This window comes from Nocardia vinacea, from assembly GCF_035920345.1.
Lineage (GTDB): Bacteria > Actinomycetota > Actinomycetes > Mycobacteriales > Mycobacteriaceae > Nocardia > Nocardia vinacea_A.
The window spans coordinates 9,116,106-9,132,497 of the sequence record NZ_CP109149.1 but is presented as its reverse complement, the minus strand read 5'-3'; the positions used below and the strand labels follow the sequence as shown (position 1 = coordinate 9,132,497).

Sequence of the window (16,392 nt, the reverse complement as noted above, 5' to 3'; positions counted from 1 at the left end):
GGTGCGGATCTCCGAGTGCTCAATCCAGGTCGGCGTTCAAACGATCCAGCGCGGCCTGGGAGTCCGCATCGGCCGCGCGATAGATGATGATGCGCTGGTCCGGATCCTGTAGCGGCATGAGCACTTCGAAATTGACCACCAGCGGCCCGACCTCCGGGTGGCGCAGCGGCTTCCTACCGCGCCCCTGCACCCGGACGTCGTGCCTGGCCCACCCCTGCGCGAACTCCTCGCTGCGTGCGGTGAACTCGGCCACCAGATCGGCCAGTTCCTGGTCGTCCGGATGGGCCGCCCACGCGGCGCGCAGATCGGCGATGCCCTCGCGAATGATCCGATCCCGGTCGCAGTAGAAATCGCGCATAGCGGGGTCCAATAGGCACAGCCACATGGAGTTGCGCTGCCGCGGCGGCAGCGCGCCGAAGTCGACGACCAACCGCGCCATTTCCGGATTCCACGCCAGGATGTCGTAGCGGTGGTTGACCAGCATCGCGGGCAATGGCGACAGATCGTGCACCAGCAGCTCCAGCGCGGGCGCGGGGACGGTGCTCGGTTTCCCGGCATTCGGCTGGCGCTGCTGGGCCAGATCGAATAGGTAGGCGCGCTCGTCGGTATCGAGGCGCAGTGCGCGTGCGAGCGCCTCCAGGACGTCTGCGGATGGGCGCAGGCCGCGCCCCTGTTCCAGCCGCACGATGTAGTCGGTGCTCACACCCGCCAGCTCGGCGACTTCCTCACGTCGCAGACCAGGGGTGCGCCGAGCCTGTTTGCGCGGGGGCAGCCCTAAGTCGCCGGGATTCAATCGCTCGCGCCGAGCGCGCAGAAAGGCCGCGAGTGCTTGTGCCCAATTCGCGGAGCTCCCTGGCCCTGCGTGCTCACGCAAGCTACCGCCTCCGGGCCTGAGCTCGCTCCGCTGTGTCGCATTCACCGTGCTCGTCATCGCCCTCGATCTTACGGCTGCCTAGGACTGGCTTTCCCAGGAAAAACCTTCCCTTACCCACGCTCTCGCGCCGTTCCAGACTCGATGACACCGGAAACGAAGTACGAACGACAGGAGCACGACATGTCCGGAGCCCGCACCCTCGATACCTACCGGTTGCTCGGCCGCTCGGGTCTTCGGGTGTCTCCGCTGTCCCTCGGGACCATGACGTTCGGCGCCGATTGGGGTTGGGGCGCCGATAAGGACGAGGCCCGCAAGATCTTCGACACCTATGTCGCGCGCGGTGGCAACTTCATCGATACCGCGAGCCAGTACACCAACGGCACCTCCGAGCAACTGCTCGGCGAGTTCATCGCCGCCAATCGCGAAAGTCTGGTGCTGGCAACGAAATACACGATGCTGCGACGGCCGACCGATCCCAACTCCGGCGGCAATCACCGCAAGAGCATGGTCGGTTCGGTCGAGGCCAGCCTGCGTCGGCTGAACACCGACTACATCGACCTGCTGTACCTGCACGCCTGGGACTTCCTGACCCCGGTCGAGGAGATCCTGCGCGCCATGGACGATCTGGTCCGCGCCGGGAAGGTGCTCTATGTCGGCATCTCCGACGCACCGGCCTGGCAGGTCGCACGCATGCAGACCATCGCCGACCTGCGCGGCTGGTCCCCGCTGATCGCGCTGCAGATCGAGTACAGCCTGATCGAGCGTACCGTCGAACGCGATCTCATTCCGATGGCGCAAGAACTCGGCCTCGGCGTGGTGCCGTGGTCGCCGCTGGCCAGCGGGGTACTCACCGGCAAGTACAGCCGCGCCGATTTGGCGCACGACGCGGCCGGCTCACCCGAGGGCACCCGCAAGAACGTGGCGGCCGCCAATGGATCGCTCACCGAGCGTGGCCTGGTGATCGCCGACGTGGTGAAAGATGTTGCGGCACAACTGGGTAAGACGCCGTCGCAGGTAGCGCTCGCCTGGACACTACAGAATCCGGGCGTCACGGCTCCGATCATCGGCGCACGCACGGCCGCACAGTTGGAGGACAACCTCGGAGCGCTCGAGGTCGAATTCGACACCGCACAGCTGGAACGGCTGCAGCAGGCCAGCGCGATCGAACTGGGTTTCCCGCACGACATGCTCGCGCGTCCGATGACCCGCGGAGTGACCTTCGGCGACCTGAAAATCGAAGGCCGCGACTGAGTTTCGCCTCATGCGGTGGGTGCGAGTGCTGCTCGCACCCACCGCATCAGCATGTCGGCCACCGGATCCCCCGACCCGGCGCGGACAAACATGGCCGTCAGTCTGTGCTCAGCGGCTATCCGCTGCGTAAATGCTTATCGCGGCGCCGCGTCAGGTTGCGGAGTGCAGGTCCAGGATCTGCGTGAGGGCGTGTTCCAAGGCGTAGGTGGCGTCGGCGGCACCGCCCTTGACGTCGGCATTCAGTGTGGCGACTACTTGCAGGGCCGTGCCGATGCTGGCCTGGTTCCAACCTCGCGCTTGGGCCTGGGCTTTCTTCACCTTCCATGGCGGCATGCCCAATTGCTGGGCCAGCTTGAACGGGTCGCCGCGGCCTGCGGAGCCGACGCGGGCGATGGTGTGGACGGAGTCCGCGAGTGCGTCGGCGAGCAGTACATGTGGTACGCCGCGGTCGGTGGCCCAGCGCAATGCCTCCATGGCACCGGGGCGATCCCCCGCGACAGTGAGTTCGGCGACATCGAAACCGGAGATCTCGGCCTTGCCGGAGTAGTAGCGGCGTACTGCGGCGATATCGATCTTGCCGCCGGTATCGGCGGCCAATTGCGAACAGGCGGCGGACAATTCCCGCAGATCTGAACCTACCGCCTCCAGCATCACCTGCACGACCTCGCTCGAAACCCGCACCCCGGCATTGCGGAATTCACCGCGCACGAACTCCACCCGCTCGGCCGCCTTCGTCAACTTGGCGCAGTCGTGCACCTGTGCACCCGACTTCTGCAGCGCAGGGGCCAGCGCCTTGGCCCGGCCGCCCCCGGAGTGCAGCACCACGAGCACCACGCCTTCGGGCGGATCTCCGGCGGCGGCGGTGATCACCGCGACCGCCTCCTTCCCCGCCTCCGCCGCCGACTCGAGCACGATCACCCGATCCTCGGCGAACAGCGAAGGGCTCAACAACTCCGCTAGTTCCGCGGTGCTGGCATCCCCGGCCCGCAGTCGATCAACGGGTACCGCATCGGGGTCCGGCGCATCGGCCCGCACCTGCGCCGCAATCCCCGCGATGGCCCGTTCGACCAACAGCTCTTCATCACCGAGCACCAGGTGCACTGCCGCAGTCCGTTCGCTCACGCGAGCATCCTACGGTCCGCCACCGACACGTCCTCACACCTCACAGGCCACCTCCGTTTTGCCACCGTCCGTGTTCGAACCCGAGCCTCCCGGTCGTCCAACTGTTCCGTCCGTCATCCGCAGCCACGGCGCTGCAGTCCAGCAAAGTCGGTCCGGACCTCGGAGCCGGACCATGGGCGAGCTTGCACTCAGAACTCCGGGGACTATCAGTCTGTCCAGATCCGCGGGGACTATCGGGATGCAGACCTGGCAGGTCGAGCCGTCAGGGTTCGCAGTTGGCGACCCTCACCTAGGACCAGGACGTCGCCCTGTTGATCGGTCCGGGCAACGGTGACACCCAGGTCGGCCAGATCCGCGAGCACACCGGGGTTCGGATGGCCGAAGGTGTTGTCGGCACCGACGCTGACCACGGCTAGTCGGGGGTGGACGGCGGCGATGAATTCCTTTGTGGTCGTTCGGGAGCCGTGGTGCGGCAGCTTCAGAACGTCGGCCTGAACGGGAGCACCCGAATGCAGCAGTCGTTGTTGCGCCGGGGCTTCGATATCGCCGGTGAGCAGTATTCGGCCCGCGGGTGTCGTGGCGGCGATGACGATCGAGCGGTCGTTGGCATCGTCGGTGCCTGGCGGGCCGGTTGGGTGGTGCTGGAGTGGGGCCGGGGCGAGTACGTTCAATTCGACAGCACCGAAACGCAATATCTGTCCCGAGGACAGCTCGAGCACCGGGATGTGCGCCTGTGCTGCGAGACTGGCGACTTGCTCCGGTCCGCTGACCGATGCGCGCCACTCCTGGGCAGATCCTCGCTCACGGGACGCACCCCTCGACTCATTCGAATCCGCCTCGGATCTGCTCGAATTCGATATTCGACGACGCTCGGTGCTTGTGGATTCGACGTTCCCCGATGTTCCAGCGAGCTCGCCGGGCGCGACCGCCAAGGCATCGACCGAACGACCTTGTAAGGCGCCGGACAGACCAGCGATGTGGTCGGCGTGCGGATGGGTCAGCACGAGGAGCGAGATCCGGTTGATGCGTAAGCGATTCAGACAGGTGCGCATGATGCGCGGATCCGGACCGACATCGATGACCACCGCCGTGTGATTACCGACGGACAATGCGAGTCCGTCACCCTGTCCGACATCACAGACAGCCAATACCCAGCCAGCGGGTGGCCAGCCCGGATGCCAGACCCGCACCGGAATCAGCACGACCGCGACGCCGAACAGAACGGCAGCGGCAAGACGACGCATTATCGCCGACCGCAATGCCAGCACAACGAAAACTACTGCCGCACAGGCGATAGCCCCGCCGGTGAACCCACCGCGCACGGAGATCTCCGCGCCAGGCATATTCGCCGCGTGCTCGGCGACGAACAGCAGCCACCACAGTGGCGGTTGCGCGCAACGCAGTATCAGTTCCGCCAGCGGAGGCCAGGCCGCGGCGAGTGCGGTGCTGATAGCCCCGAGCACCGTGACCGGTGCGATTACCGGTTCGACCAGGATATTCGCGAGGATCGCGACCAGACTGAGCCGTCCGGTCAGCGCGACCACCAGCGGTGTCGTCACCACAAACGCGGCGGCCGATACCGCGACGATTTCGGCCGGCACCCGCCACCAGCCGTGGGCGCGCAACCAGTCCGCCCAACTCGGTGCCAATAGGATCAGTCCGGCGGTCGCCAGTACCGACAGTCCAAATCCGGCACGCACCGCCAGTTCCGGCCACAGCCCGAGCAGGCCTATGACCGCCGCGCAGAGTGCAGGCAAGGCTTGCTTCCGGCGTCCGGTTATCAAGGCGAGCAAGGTAATCGCCCCCATTGCCCCCGCCCGCAGCACACTCGGGTCCGGACGTGCCACCACAATGAACATCAGTAGTGCCGCCGCCGCGACCGCTGCACCGACGCGCGGGCCCAGGGTGAGCAGCCGTACCGCACCGAGTACAACCGCCAACAAGATCGTGAAATTGGCACCGCTGACCACGCAAATATGTTCCAGCCCAGCGATTTCGAACTCCTCACGGACTTCATCGGATAGCGCGGACGTGTCTCCCACCACCAGCGCGGGCAGCAGCCCGGCCTGCTGTTCGGGTAGTACGCGTGCGGCCGACGCGAGGTCGGTACGCACTGCTGCGGCGATCCGTTGCCACCAGGGCAACGCGCCGACCACTACCGGCGGTCCCTGGGCACGCAGCGTGGCGACGGTGAGATCGCGGTGCCACGGCGGCTCCGGCTTGGCACGAAACTCCACCGCCCGTCCGGGCAGCAGCCCGTCCCAATCCGCACCGGACCCGAGAACCACCACGGTGCCACCCGCCCGCACCGTCGAACCGCCTTGGCGGTAATCGCGCAACTGTGCCCGCACCGTCCACCGCTGCTCACCGCCGAATGCGCTGGACCGCACCGGTTTCGGATCATCGACCGGTGTGACGACCACACGCACCGAAGCCGCGGTGTTACGCAATGGATGCGTCGCCACCCGGTGCTCGCGCCATGCCCCGGCCACCGCGAACCCGGCACCGAGCAGCAGCGCGGCAAGTGTCGCAACGGCGACCACCCGCCACCGCTCACTGGGATGGGCCACCGCGCGCAACAGCACCACCCAGAGCCCGATCGCCAGCAGTACCAGCGCCGCCGCCAGGAGCAGACCGGCCGCCCATCCCGCCGTCAGCGCGACAATCGTTGCGCCCCAACAACTCAGCGCCGCGGGCAGCAACCGCGCATCGAGGACCGGCACCGCCTCCACCGACGGCTCGCCATCCTCGGCAGCCCGTCGATCGATATCGCCCTGTCCGTCCGAAACACCCTCGACCGTGGTCATACCGTCACCAGATCGCGCAGACGGGCGAGGCGGGCCGGGCCGATGCCGTCGACCTCGCCGAGTTGTGCGACATCGGTGAATCGTCCATTCGTGGTACGCCAAGTGACGATTGCGCGGGCGGTGACCGGCCCGATGCCGGGGAGGGCATCGAGTTCGGCTTCGGTTGCGGTATTTAGATCGACTTTGCTCGATGGGCGTTGTGCCGCAGTGGAATTCGGAGCAGAGCCGCCTGACGGTCGTCCGCCTGCACTGATCGCGGTGCTGCCGAGTTGCGGCCCCGAGTTCGGACCACTTGGACCAACGAGAACCTGGTCGCCGTCCTGGAGACGCTGCGCAAGGTTGAGTCCACTCAGATCCGCGCCGTCCTTCGCACCGCCGGCGGCGGTGAGTGCGTCGGCGACCCGTGCTCCGACGGGCAATCGAATCAGGCCGCCGCGATGTACGAGGCCGACCACGCTGATCACCAATTCCGTTGCGGGACTGGCAGTTACCGGCACGGCTGACAGCCCCGCTCCGGATGATGCCGCCATGCTCGCGCCGGACAGCCCAGCCGGTACAGTGCCGGTGCTGATACGCACCGCCGACGGCAGCGGCACCGCCTGCGCGACCGGTCGCTCACGCAAAACCACGACAGCCGCGACGACCACCGCCGCCAGTCCGACCGCGACGAGCGTCACCAGCCCCCGCCACCCCGGATCCAGTCGAGTTCCCCGAAACCGTTCCGGCACAAGCCGATCCCGCCGGGCCGAGCGCCGCTGCGGCTCGTCCAGCCAACCCGGTGCTCGCACCTCGCCGACCCGGTCCGCCCAGTCCTCATCATCCTCGAGATCGGACCTGGCCGCCTCGGTAGAAACCTCGGGATCGGACTCCACCGCCTCGGATAACTCCTCGTCATCCCACCGCCCACCGCGAACCGGCGGCTTGCTTCGCCCCGATCGCTTTCCGGACCTCGACGAACGCGGCGAACTTCGGCACAACTCGGCGTCGGTACGCGCCGAACTTCCGGCACCGATCGTTCGGCTGGCACCGACTCGCTCGGTCAGCACGTTCAGTCGTCGGCGAATCCGTTCGCGTTCGTCATGTCGGGACATGGCGGCGACGCTAGTCCCGCCGCAAGGTCGGTAACGATTGCCGACCAGGCGAAATAAGAAGTCTGTTGATAACTCTGAGCCTGTGGATAACTTCGCCCGCAAAGGGACGAAATTCCTTGTTCTGCAAGCACGTTCGCTACTCTGATCGTTCCGACCGAATCAGCGAAGTCAGCGGCGCCATCCCCGAGGCGGAGCTGGTGCGGATGACGCCGGAGCGCGCTGCGTCGCTCACGGGTGGCCCCATCACCGAGCTCGCGCGCGGCGCCGCGGCAACGTGGAGTCAGATCCGCAGCGCTGTGACTACCGTCGTCGTAAACCGCACCGTGAAGGAACCGCCCGCCGCATCAATGGCGGACCCGATGCCCGCAAGCACCTCTTTCTGTGTGGCAGAGGAGAATTGGGCGTGGCCGCCGGTCGTCGGCAGTTGATCCAGCCACTCGTCCCGGGTGTACGTCCGCTCCCAATCGAACGTCCACTGCTCGGGTTCACCGAAGCCACCCGCCGCCCGAATCCCCTCGGTCACCTTGGCGTGCGGCGCCGAATACGCAGTCCTCGGCCCCGCCGCCCAACGGGCAGCGAGCGAGTCGGGTACGACCCGTTGATAGACCGCGGCGAAGGCTTGGGCCAAATCCGTCGGCGGTTGGCCCGCATTCCAAAAGACAGCCAGCCGTCCACCTGGTCGCAGCACTTCGGCGGCTTTCGCGGCACCCGCGACCGGGTCCACCCAGTGCCAGGTCTGGCCGGCGATGACGGCGTCGAAGATTCGCCCCGCGGGGTCCCAGGCTTCGAATGCCGACACCTCGACCTCGAAGCCGTGCTTTCGCGCCCACTCACCCATCCGCGCATCGACCTCCACGCCCAGCACACGGCAACCTGCCGCCCGGAACTGCCGGGCCGCGATGCCGGTACCGATGCCGACGTCGACGATCTCGGGTCCGGGGCTGGCGGCGACGATCGCATCCACCATGGCAGCCGGATAGCTGGGCCGGGCCCGGTCATAGCGTTCCGGATCCGAGCCGAACGATTCGGCCAGCTCACGTGCTTGGTGGGATTCGCGTTGGTCGGAGGACGTGCGCTCCGGAGGTAGAGTGGGCATGCGCCCACCATAGTGGGCACATGCCCACTTGCCAACCGGGCGTGCCCGAGAAGAGGAGATACCGTGCCGACAGGCGTGGCCATGCGCGATCCGCGCGAGCAGCTATTCGATGCCGCCGAGCGAATCCTGTTGCGAGACGGTCCTAATGCACTGACCAGCCGCGCTGTCACCACCGAGGCGGGCTGCGCCAAGGGCGTCCTGCACCGGCACTTCGCCGACTTCGACGCCTTCCTCGCAGAACTCGTACTCGACCGCATAGGCCGAATCGATCAGCAGTCCGCCGCCCTGCGCGAATCCGCAGGCACCCGCACGGTGACCGACAATCTCACCGACGCCCTGACCACTGTCTTCGAATCGGTCGCGGTAGCCATAGTCAGCCTCGTCACCTTCCGCGACGAACTGCGCACCCGCCTGCGCCAGGTCCGCCCACCCGGCGTCCCCGTACTCACCGAAGCAACAACCATGCTCGCGACCTACCTCAACGCCGAACAGACCCTCGGCCGCATCACACCCGAAGCCGACACCGACACCCTCGCCCTGACCCTCATCGGCAGCGCCCACCTCCTCTTCGCCGACAGAACCGATGCCCCACCCACCCCCGAAGCCACCCGCAAAGTCGTAACCACCGTCATCGCAAGCACTCTCAGGTGAGATGGCGGGTGTCACCGAGGCTGATGACCTGGCGGTTGTGAAAGTAGTCATCCTCGCGCAGCTCCGTGATACTTCCCGGAGCAGCGTGGAACCGGGCGTAGCCGAGTGATTCGATCGGCAACATCATCCACGCCGCAACGACGAAAGTGATTGCGCCACCATGGGTCACGACGATCTGATGATCGCAGTCGTGCTGCCGAATCGCGTCCATCGCCGCGTAGATGCGCCGGGCGAGTGCGGCTATGGTCTCCGATCCTTGTATGCCTTCAAAGTGGCCCATTCGCTCCCCGACGACCGGCGGCCGCACGAATCGCCGATCCAGCCACTCCTGGGGCTTGCCCTCGGCCTCGCCATAGGATTTCTCACGCAGTCGCGGATCGAGAATCGGTGGCACCTGCAGCACATTGCCGATCACGGTCGCGGTACTCGCGGCACGTCGCAGATCCGATGAGAACAACTCCACGTCGACCTGGGCCGGAATCCTCGACCGAAGCGCCTCGGCGATCGTATCCGCCGCACGCAAACCGGCAGGCGTGAGCCGCGAGTCGTACCACCCTCCCACCAGGCCCGCGACGTGATGTGTCGACTCCGGATGAGCGATGACATAGCTGGTTCGCACGAGCGGATCCTCGTCGACATGGTCGCGGCTTCGGTGCGCGGGCCGTGCCGGGTAGGGGGCGGATGCGACGCCGGACGGCCGACGACGACAACACGCCGAGTTCGGAAAACCCGGCCAGTGACCGCCCAGCTATCCAGACCAATCGGTACTATTCAACTGATTGTCGTCACCGGCGAAGGGCCAGGCGATGGTGTCGAGGCGAATGTGACAAGGCTGCCGCGGTATGCGGCGATGCTGGCGATCGCAGGCCACCTCCCCAGCGATGACCAACGCTGGGCATACGAGGTGAAATTCGACGGTATTCGTGCCATCGGCCATGTCGACCGCGACCTGCGCCTGATCTCACGCAACGGCAACGACATCACTGCGGCGTGGCCCGAACTCGTCGATCTCGCCCCGGCAACCCCGCCCTTCGTCATCGATGGCGAAATCGTCACCTTCACCACCGATGGCCGCAGCTCCTTCGAGGCGCTGCAACCACGGATGCACCAGCGCAATCCTGCAGCGATTCGAAGCCTCGCCAAGTCCGTGAAAGCGACTTATCTCATCTTCGATCTGCTCCACATCGGCACTCGCTCTCTGATCGATCTGCCCTACGAGCAGCGTCGACAACTGCTGGAACAACTCGGCCTCCAGGGCCCGCACTGGCGGGTTCCGCCGCGTCTACACGGCTCCGGCGCCGAGGTCCTCGCCGAATCTCGACGGCTCGGCCTCGAAGGTTTGGTCTGCAAGCGACTCGACAGCCCCTACCTGCCCGGGCGACGCAGCCCGCTGTGGACCAAGGTCAAGAATGTCAACGACCAGGAAGTCGTCATCATCGGCTGGCGCCCCGGTATCGGCCGCCGGGCCGGGCGCATCGGCTCATTGCTCATGGGCATCTACGACAACGCCGGAAAACTGACCTATATCGGCAACGTCGGCACCGGGTTCACCCAAGCGATGCTCGACGAGCTGAAGGCGAGACTCCAACCGCTGCAACGCAAAACACCCACCGTCGACACCGATGTTCCCGACGCCATCTGGGTCGAGCCCCAGCTTGTCGGTGAGGTGTCGTTCACCGAATGGACCGGTGACAACCGACTTCGACACCCGTCCTGGCGCGGACTCCGTCTCGACAAGGAACCACGACAAGTGAAACGCGAACCTCAGCCTCGAAAAGAGTGATTCCTCTCCGGATGATTAGGTCCGGACCGATTCCGGGCCTACTCAACCGGAGAGGAATCCTGGGCACCCCGAGTTCTGTTGAGTGTCGGCGCATGGCATCTACCTCCATTTCATTGCTGGGATCGAATAAACGGATCTAGGTGAACAGCCTGGTGACGAAGGCGTTCATGTTGTCCCGGACCCGCCCGATCTTGGTCTCCTCGGTGATGAGATCTTCGCGGTACCGATTGCCGAGGGCGGGCGTTCGCTTACCCCGCGCGTAGAGCGAACACGCCAGATCGGTGCACATATAGGTGCCGACCGAGTTGCCCCGGCGTCCGGATTCACCGGCCTTGTGCGCGGTCATCAGCGAGACACCCCTACCGGTATGCGAGGTCAGGCAGATCGCGCACATCTGAGTCCGGCCGGATCCGCCCGTTTCGTAGCGCAGCGCGACGCCGATGATGCGATCACCCTGCGGCACAACGAGATACCCGCGGCCGGGCAGCGACGGATCGCTCCAGCCGAGGAAATCCAGGTCATCCCACGGTTGTGCGTCCAGGTCCCGGGGCACCGGTAGCTTCTTGGCAGTCGTCTTGGAACAGTTGATGAACGACGACCTGATGTCGCGTTCGGTGACGGCTTTCATGACGGCATCGACTCCTTCGATCGATCGGTGGACAAACCGAAGGAACGCTACAGCTGGTCATTAGCCCAGGCAAAGGAATTTTTCAGCTCACACGCGGCGCATCACCGACACGACCTTCCCGAGCACCACCGCCTCGTCACCGTCGATCACGTCGTAGGCCGGATTGCGCGGTTCCAGATAGACATGCCCGTTGCGACGCCGATACACCTTCACCGTCGCCTCCCCATCGATCATCGCGGCGACGATGTCACCGGAATGCGCCTCGTGCTGTTTGCGGATCACCACCAGATCGCCGTCGCAGATCGCCGCATCGATCATCGAATCGCCGCGCACGCGCAGCCCGAAAACCGTTCCGCGACCGACGAGTTCACGCGGCAACGTCATCATGTCGTCGGCGTGTTCCTCGGCGAGGATGGGCGTGCCCGCCGCGATATCGCCGACGACCGGAACCGCGACCGAATCCTCGGCCTGCGCCTGAGCCACCGACGCTTGCAGGAACATGCGCACATCGATCGGCCGCGACATGGTCTCACTGCGACGCAGAAATCCCCTGTCCTCCAAGGACTTCAGATGCTTGGAGACCGAGGACGAGGACCGCAGGCCGACAGCGTCGCCGATCTCCCTGGTATTCGGCGCGTAGCCGTACCGCAGCACCCAGTCCCGGATCGTGGCGAGGATCCGCTGCTGGCGCGGCGGCAGGGTCGAGGTGTCGAGGTGCTCGAAGGCATCGTGGTCGTATCCGGTCACCCGGGAATCCTAGAGGTGCGCGCGGACAATTCCCCGCTTTGTCACACCAGGCCCGCCTGCGTCGTCATACCGGTGAAGACCAGCACATGCGAACTTTGGAGGAACCATGACGACCATCCTGCTGACCGGCGGCACCGGCACACTCGGCCGCCACGTCACACCACTGCTGGTCGAAGCCGGTTTCAAGATTCGAATGCTCAGCCGCAATGCCCACGAATCGAGCGACGGCATCGAATTCGTGACCGGAGATCTGCTCGAGGGCACCGGCGTCGAGGCCGCGGTCGATGGCACGGAGATCATCCTGCACCTCGCGGGCGGCCCCAAGGGCGACGATGCGGCGACCCGGCACCTGGTCGACGCCGCCGCCAAGGCCGGGGTCCAGCACATCGTCTACATCGGCGTGGTCGGCGCCGGAAAACTGCCGATCGGTTACTTCCAGGCCAAGTTCGCCGCCGAACAGGCCATTATCGAATCGGGCGTGCCGTACACCATCCTGCGCGCGGCCCAGTTCCACGACCTCGCCCTGAAGACCGCGCGAGCCATGGCGAAGAGCCCGATCGTTCCCGCACCCGGCGCTGTCCTGTGGCAGCCGGTCGATTCGCGGGAGGTGGCCGCGCGGCTCGTAGAGCTGACGCGCGGCGCACCGGCCGGGCGGGTACCCGATCTGGTCGGGCCGGCGGTGTACACGATGGCCGAGCTGATCCGCGGATACCTGAAGGCCGAGGGCAAGCGGCGACTGTTCCTGCCGGTTCCGGTGCCGGGCAAGATCGGGCGTGCGTATCGCGCGAAGGAGAATCTGACCCTCGATGGCGCGACGGTCGGCGAGCTCACCTGGGAGAACTTCCTCGCCGAGCAGGTGTGACAGCGAATCTCCTTGCACGACCGCAGGAATAATTGATATGCCAGCGCCATATCGGTTCTGCTACCGTGGCCGACATGAAGCGCGCTGCTGTGACGACGCCGGAGACCGTCCCGGCGCGCTGATTGCTGTCCAGATCGAAAGCCCCGGGCGAGTGCCCGGGGCTTCGTCTTGTGGTCACTCGCCCGCTGTCCGCGAGGAGACCCCGTGCACGACCACCGCAAACTCGGCCGCGAACTCGGCCTGTTCGATACCGATCCGCTGATCGGATCCGGCCTGCCGTACTGGCTGCCCGATGGCGCCACCCTGCGCCACGCACTCGAGGAGTTCATCCGCACCGCGGAACGACGCGCCGGGTACCGGCACGTGTATTCACCGGCGCTCGGGAAGCGGGAGCTCTACGAAATATCCGGGCACTGGTCGCACTACCGCGACGACATGTTCCCGCCCATGCAGTTGGGCGGCGAGCAGGTGCTGCTGCGCCCGAGCCTGTGTCCGCATCACGCGGTAATGTTCCGCTCCCGCTCGCACAGCTACCGCGAATTGCCTTTGCGGATGGCCGAATTGGGCGGGATGTATCGAGCGGAACTCTCCGGTGTGCTCGGCGGACTCACCCGTGTGCGCGCGATCCAGCTCAATGACGCGCACATCTTCTGCACCGTGGATCAGGTCGCCGACGAGGTCGCGGGCGCGCTGGAACTGATCCGGTCGGCACATGCGGCCATGGGAATCCGGCCCACCCGATACCGCCTCTCGCTACCCGGACCGGGCGGGAAATATGTTGCGGCCCCGGAACTCTGGCAGCAGTCGATCACCATGCTCACCGACGTGCTCGACCGCTCCGGCCTACCCTACGAAGCAGCCGAAGGCGAGGCCGCGTTCTACGGCCCCAAGATCGATATCCAGTTCACCGACAGCGCGGGCCGCGAATTCACCCTCTCCACCGTGCAGGTCGACTTCCACCAACCGGAGCAATTCGACCTGCGCTACACCGGCGCAGACGGCGCCGAACACCGGCCGGTCATGGTGCACCGCAGCATTATCGGCAGCGTCGAACGGGCCGTCGCGCACCTGATCGAGGTGCACGGCGGCGCGTTCCCGGCCTGGCTTGCCCCTAGCCAGTTGGTCGTCCTACCGGTTTCGGCGGCCGAGTCGGCACCTGCCGACGCACTCGTCGAACGCTGCCTAGAGCTGGGACTGCGCGCCGAGATCGCCGATCACGAACTCGGCAGTCTCGGCGCGCGCATTCGCCAGGCCCGCCTGGTCCCCTACCAAGTCGTGATAGGTCCGAAGGAGGTCGCGAATGACCTTGTCGCGGTGCGGCTTCGGGACGGACAACGCCTGGAACCGCTACCCGCCGACGAACTGCTTTCCCGCATAACCGAACTCATCGCAGCGCACAGCACCCTGCTGTGACCTTCAGTGCTCGGTGACGAAATGGATCGCCAAGCGGTCGCACAGCTCGCCGAGTGCGCACGCGTCCAGGTGTGGCGCGTCCGGCCACGCATCGGCGTTCGTCCACGGCACCGAGGCGGGGGTGCCGTGCGGACGAGCGAATACGTGCTGATGGAAATGCGCGACGCTCAGTCCGGTGATCGCGGAGAACACGAATTCCGGTGCCAGCTCGACGTGTAACGCGTGCGCGGCGCGGCGGGCTGCCCAGCCCACCGCCTGGGCCTCGGCGTCGGTCAGGGTAGACAACGTCGGAGCGTGCCGCCGGGTCTCCACGAAGAGGTAGCCCGGCACCGGCGTGCCCTCGGTGAGCGGCCGATGCGTGACCAATACCAAGTCGTCCGCGTAGATCACCGGACCGACCAGCGCACCGATCCCCCGGTGCTTATCGCAGATCGGACATTCGTTCCCCACCTCGTCACCATAGCTGCCGTACACCGCCTCGATACCGAAGCTCGGCCATCCCACTCGATGTCGCCGAGCGCCCCTGCGGCACTTGGTGATATCCCGCTGACGAGGTCGGGTCGGGCGGTGCCGCCTGGCGGCACCGCCGCACATTGTGGATCGTGGCATCGGCGATCAGTTCAGAGCCTTGGCGAAGCAGTTGGACAGGGGCAGGGATTCATAGGGCGAGAAGATCGGGATGCGGTGGTAACCGCTGCGTTCATAGAAGCGAACCGCCTCTGGCTGCAGGTGGCCGGTCTGCAGGATCAGCCGGGGCAGCGCGAGTGCACGGGCGGCGGCCTCGGCAGCCGAAAGCAGCAGCGGCGCAACGCCGGAACCGCGGTAACCAGGACGCACGAACATCCGTTTCAACTCGAGCTCACCCGCATTCCAGCGCACGGCGGTGTGCCCGACCGGATCGCCGCAATATGCGAGGAAGGTGCGATGCACGGTGGCGGGATCGACGGCATTCGGCTTATCTCGCACATGTTTCGCCAGATAGGTGTAGCGCGGACCGACCTCGGCGGCCATCTCATCGCGCAGGATGACCGCGTCCGGATGCGCCCACTCGACCGATTCGATGATCAGCGGCGGATTGATCGGAGTTGCGGAACTCGTCATGCCGCGACGTTAGTCACCTCCGGTGCCGACCGAAGGGGTTGCGATCACGCAGAAATTATTACGCCCATCATGCCATTCGACCGGAGATGCGGCACACTCGCGAGTGCTGGACCGTAGCCGATCAGGCGCAGCCGCCGGGGAGGACCAACACACCGACCGCACCGACGCCGAGGTGGACGGCCAGAGTCGGCCCGAATTCCGCGACGATAAATTCGCGGATGCCGGGCAGCAACTCGCGCAGTTGGGTGGCGACGGTATTCGCGGCATCCTCAGCACCCAGGTGTTGTACGGCGACGGCGGCACCATCGTCGCCGGCCGCATCCACCGCTGCCGCAACAAGTTTGGCGTAGGCCTTTGAGCGAGTACGCACCTTTTCGCGCAGTTCCAATCGGCCCTCGACGATCTGCAGCAGCGGTTTGCTCACCAGTTCGCTGCCGAAAAAGGCTGCGGCGCTGCTCAATCGGCCACCGCGACGCAATTGCTCCGTGCGGTTCACCAGGATGAAGGTGCGTGACCGGCCGGCTGCCGCAACGGCGGTGTCATAGACGACATTCAATGGCGCGCCGCTGTGCGCGCGACGCGCGGCGGCGAGCGCCGGCAGGCCGGTGGCCAGGCCGGCCCCGAGTGAATCGACCAGCCGTACCTGATCGGCTGCATCCATATCGCGGACCGCCTGCCGTCCCGACTCCCAGGTACCGGATAGTTGGCGCGAAAGATGTACCGCGACAACGCCGTCCCCATTGCTGCGCTCCAGCGCCTGCTCGTAGACGGCACGCAGCTCACCGGGCGAGGCCGCCGAGGTCGTCACGGTATCCGAGCCGTAGTCGATATCGATGGCGTCGACGCCTTCGCGGATTGTGCGGTCGCCGACCAGCACATGCAGTGGGACAACGGCGATGTCCAACTCAGCGACGAGTTCGGCAGGGAGGCTGGCGGACGAATCGGTGACGACCACAACGGCCACGG

Annotated in this window: 16 protein-coding genes; 5 read left to right on the top strand and 11 right to left on the bottom strand. The window is 66.0% G+C overall.

Annotated features, from left to right (window positions below; all coding sequences use genetic code 11):
- Positions 1 to 19 precede the first annotated feature (19 nt).
- A complete protein-coding gene (locus OIE68_RS41315; RefSeq protein ID WP_327096312.1) occupies positions 20 to 874 on the bottom strand; it encodes a helix-turn-helix transcriptional regulator in 855 nt (284 codons plus the stop codon).
- A 180-nt stretch (positions 875 to 1,054) separates the two neighbouring features.
- Between OIE68_RS41315 and OIE68_RS41310 the strand changes: the two genes are divergently transcribed.
- Positions 1,055 to 2,125: an aldo/keto reductase gene (locus OIE68_RS41310; RefSeq protein WP_327096311.1), complete on the top strand. Its 1,071-nt coding sequence runs from the start codon at positions 1,055 to 1,057 to the stop codon at positions 2,123 to 2,125.
- Between the two features lie 150 nt (positions 2,126 to 2,275).
- Here the strand turns inward: OIE68_RS41310 and holA are convergent, their stop codons facing one another.
- The 4 genes from holA to OIE68_RS41290 form a co-directional block, all read right to left on the bottom strand.
- Positions 2,276 to 3,247 (bottom strand): DNA polymerase III subunit delta, encoded by a 972-nt coding sequence (gene holA, locus OIE68_RS41305; protein ID WP_327096310.1) that lies wholly within the window; start codon positions 3,245 to 3,247, stop codon positions 2,276 to 2,278.
- A gap of 230 nt (positions 3,248 to 3,477) precedes the next feature.
- A complete protein-coding gene (locus tag OIE68_RS41300) occupies positions 3,478 to 6,054 on the bottom strand; it encodes a ComEC/Rec2 family competence protein (RefSeq protein ID WP_327096309.1) in 2,577 nt (858 codons plus the stop codon).
- The gene (locus tag OIE68_RS41295; protein ID WP_327096308.1) at positions 6,051 to 7,145 is read right to left on the bottom strand and encodes a ComEA family DNA-binding protein; all 1,095 of its coding nucleotides are present in this window, start codon (positions 7,143 to 7,145) and stop codon (positions 6,051 to 6,053) included. The genes OIE68_RS41300 and OIE68_RS41295 overlap by 4 nt, the downstream gene beginning before the upstream one ends.
- A 280-nt stretch (positions 7,146 to 7,425) precedes the next feature.
- On the bottom strand, positions 7,426 to 8,241 hold the full coding sequence (locus tag OIE68_RS41290) for a class I SAM-dependent methyltransferase (protein WP_327096307.1): 816 nt from the start codon (positions 8,239 to 8,241) through the stop codon (positions 7,426 to 7,428).
- A gap of 63 nt (positions 8,242 to 8,304) precedes the next feature.
- On the opposite strand from OIE68_RS41290, the gene OIE68_RS41285 reads away from it, so the two are divergent.
- The gene (locus tag OIE68_RS41285; RefSeq protein WP_327096306.1) at positions 8,305 to 8,892 is read left to right on the top strand and encodes a TetR/AcrR family transcriptional regulator; all 588 of its coding nucleotides are present in this window, start codon (positions 8,305 to 8,307) and stop codon (positions 8,890 to 8,892) included.
- Here OIE68_RS41285 and OIE68_RS41280 read toward each other — a convergent pair.
- Positions 8,885 to 9,511, bottom strand: a complete 627-nt coding sequence (locus tag OIE68_RS41280; RefSeq protein ID WP_327096305.1) for a histidine phosphatase family protein — start codon at positions 9,509 to 9,511, stop codon at positions 8,885 to 8,887. The two genes, OIE68_RS41285 and OIE68_RS41280, sit on opposite strands and share 8 nt — an antisense overlap.
- Positions 9,512 to 9,715: 204 nt before the next feature.
- On the opposite strand from OIE68_RS41280, the gene ligD reads away from it, so the two are divergent.
- The gene (gene ligD / locus OIE68_RS41275; protein WP_327096304.1) at positions 9,716 to 10,675 is read left to right on the top strand and encodes a non-homologous end-joining DNA ligase; all 960 of its coding nucleotides are present in this window, start codon (positions 9,716 to 9,718) and stop codon (positions 10,673 to 10,675) included.
- Positions 10,676 to 10,811: 136 nt separating this feature from the next.
- Here the strand turns inward: ligD and OIE68_RS41270 are convergent, their stop codons facing one another.
- Positions 10,812 to 11,303: an FBP domain-containing protein gene (locus OIE68_RS41270; protein WP_327096303.1), complete on the bottom strand. Its 492-nt coding sequence runs from the start codon at positions 11,301 to 11,303 to the stop codon at positions 10,812 to 10,814.
- An 87-nt stretch (positions 11,304 to 11,390) separates the two neighbouring features.
- Positions 11,391 to 12,050, bottom strand: a complete 660-nt coding sequence (lexA, locus tag OIE68_RS41265) for a transcriptional repressor LexA (RefSeq protein ID WP_327096302.1) — start codon at positions 12,048 to 12,050, stop codon at positions 11,391 to 11,393.
- Between the two features lie 106 nt (positions 12,051 to 12,156).
- Between lexA and OIE68_RS41260 the strand changes: the two genes are divergently transcribed.
- Positions 12,157 to 12,912 (top strand): SDR family oxidoreductase, encoded by a 756-nt coding sequence (locus tag OIE68_RS41260; protein ID WP_327096301.1) that lies wholly within the window; start codon positions 12,157 to 12,159, stop codon positions 12,910 to 12,912.
- Between the two features lie 204 nt (positions 12,913 to 13,116).
- Positions 13,117 to 14,325, top strand: coding sequence for a threonine--tRNA ligase (thrS, locus tag OIE68_RS41255; protein ID WP_327096300.1), 1,209 nt, complete (start codon positions 13,117 to 13,119; stop codon positions 14,323 to 14,325).
- A 3-nt stretch (positions 14,326 to 14,328) separates the two neighbouring features.
- On the opposite strand, the gene OIE68_RS41250 is transcribed toward thrS, so the two are convergent.
- From OIE68_RS41250 to OIE68_RS41240, 3 genes are all read right to left on the bottom strand, one after another.
- Positions 14,329 to 14,775, bottom strand: coding sequence for an HIT family protein (locus OIE68_RS41250; protein ID WP_327096299.1), 447 nt, complete (start codon positions 14,773 to 14,775; stop codon positions 14,329 to 14,331).
- Between the two features lie 165 nt (positions 14,776 to 14,940).
- Complete coding sequence (locus OIE68_RS41245) at positions 14,941 to 15,426, bottom strand: GNAT family N-acetyltransferase (protein WP_327096298.1); 486 nt, start codon at positions 15,424 to 15,426, stop codon at positions 14,941 to 14,943.
- 121 nt (positions 15,427 to 15,547) lie between these two features.
- Complete coding sequence (locus tag OIE68_RS41240) at positions 15,548 to 16,390, bottom strand: DegV family protein (RefSeq protein WP_327096297.1); 843 nt, start codon at positions 16,388 to 16,390, stop codon at positions 15,548 to 15,550.
- Positions 16,391 to 16,392: the final 2 nt, after the last annotated feature.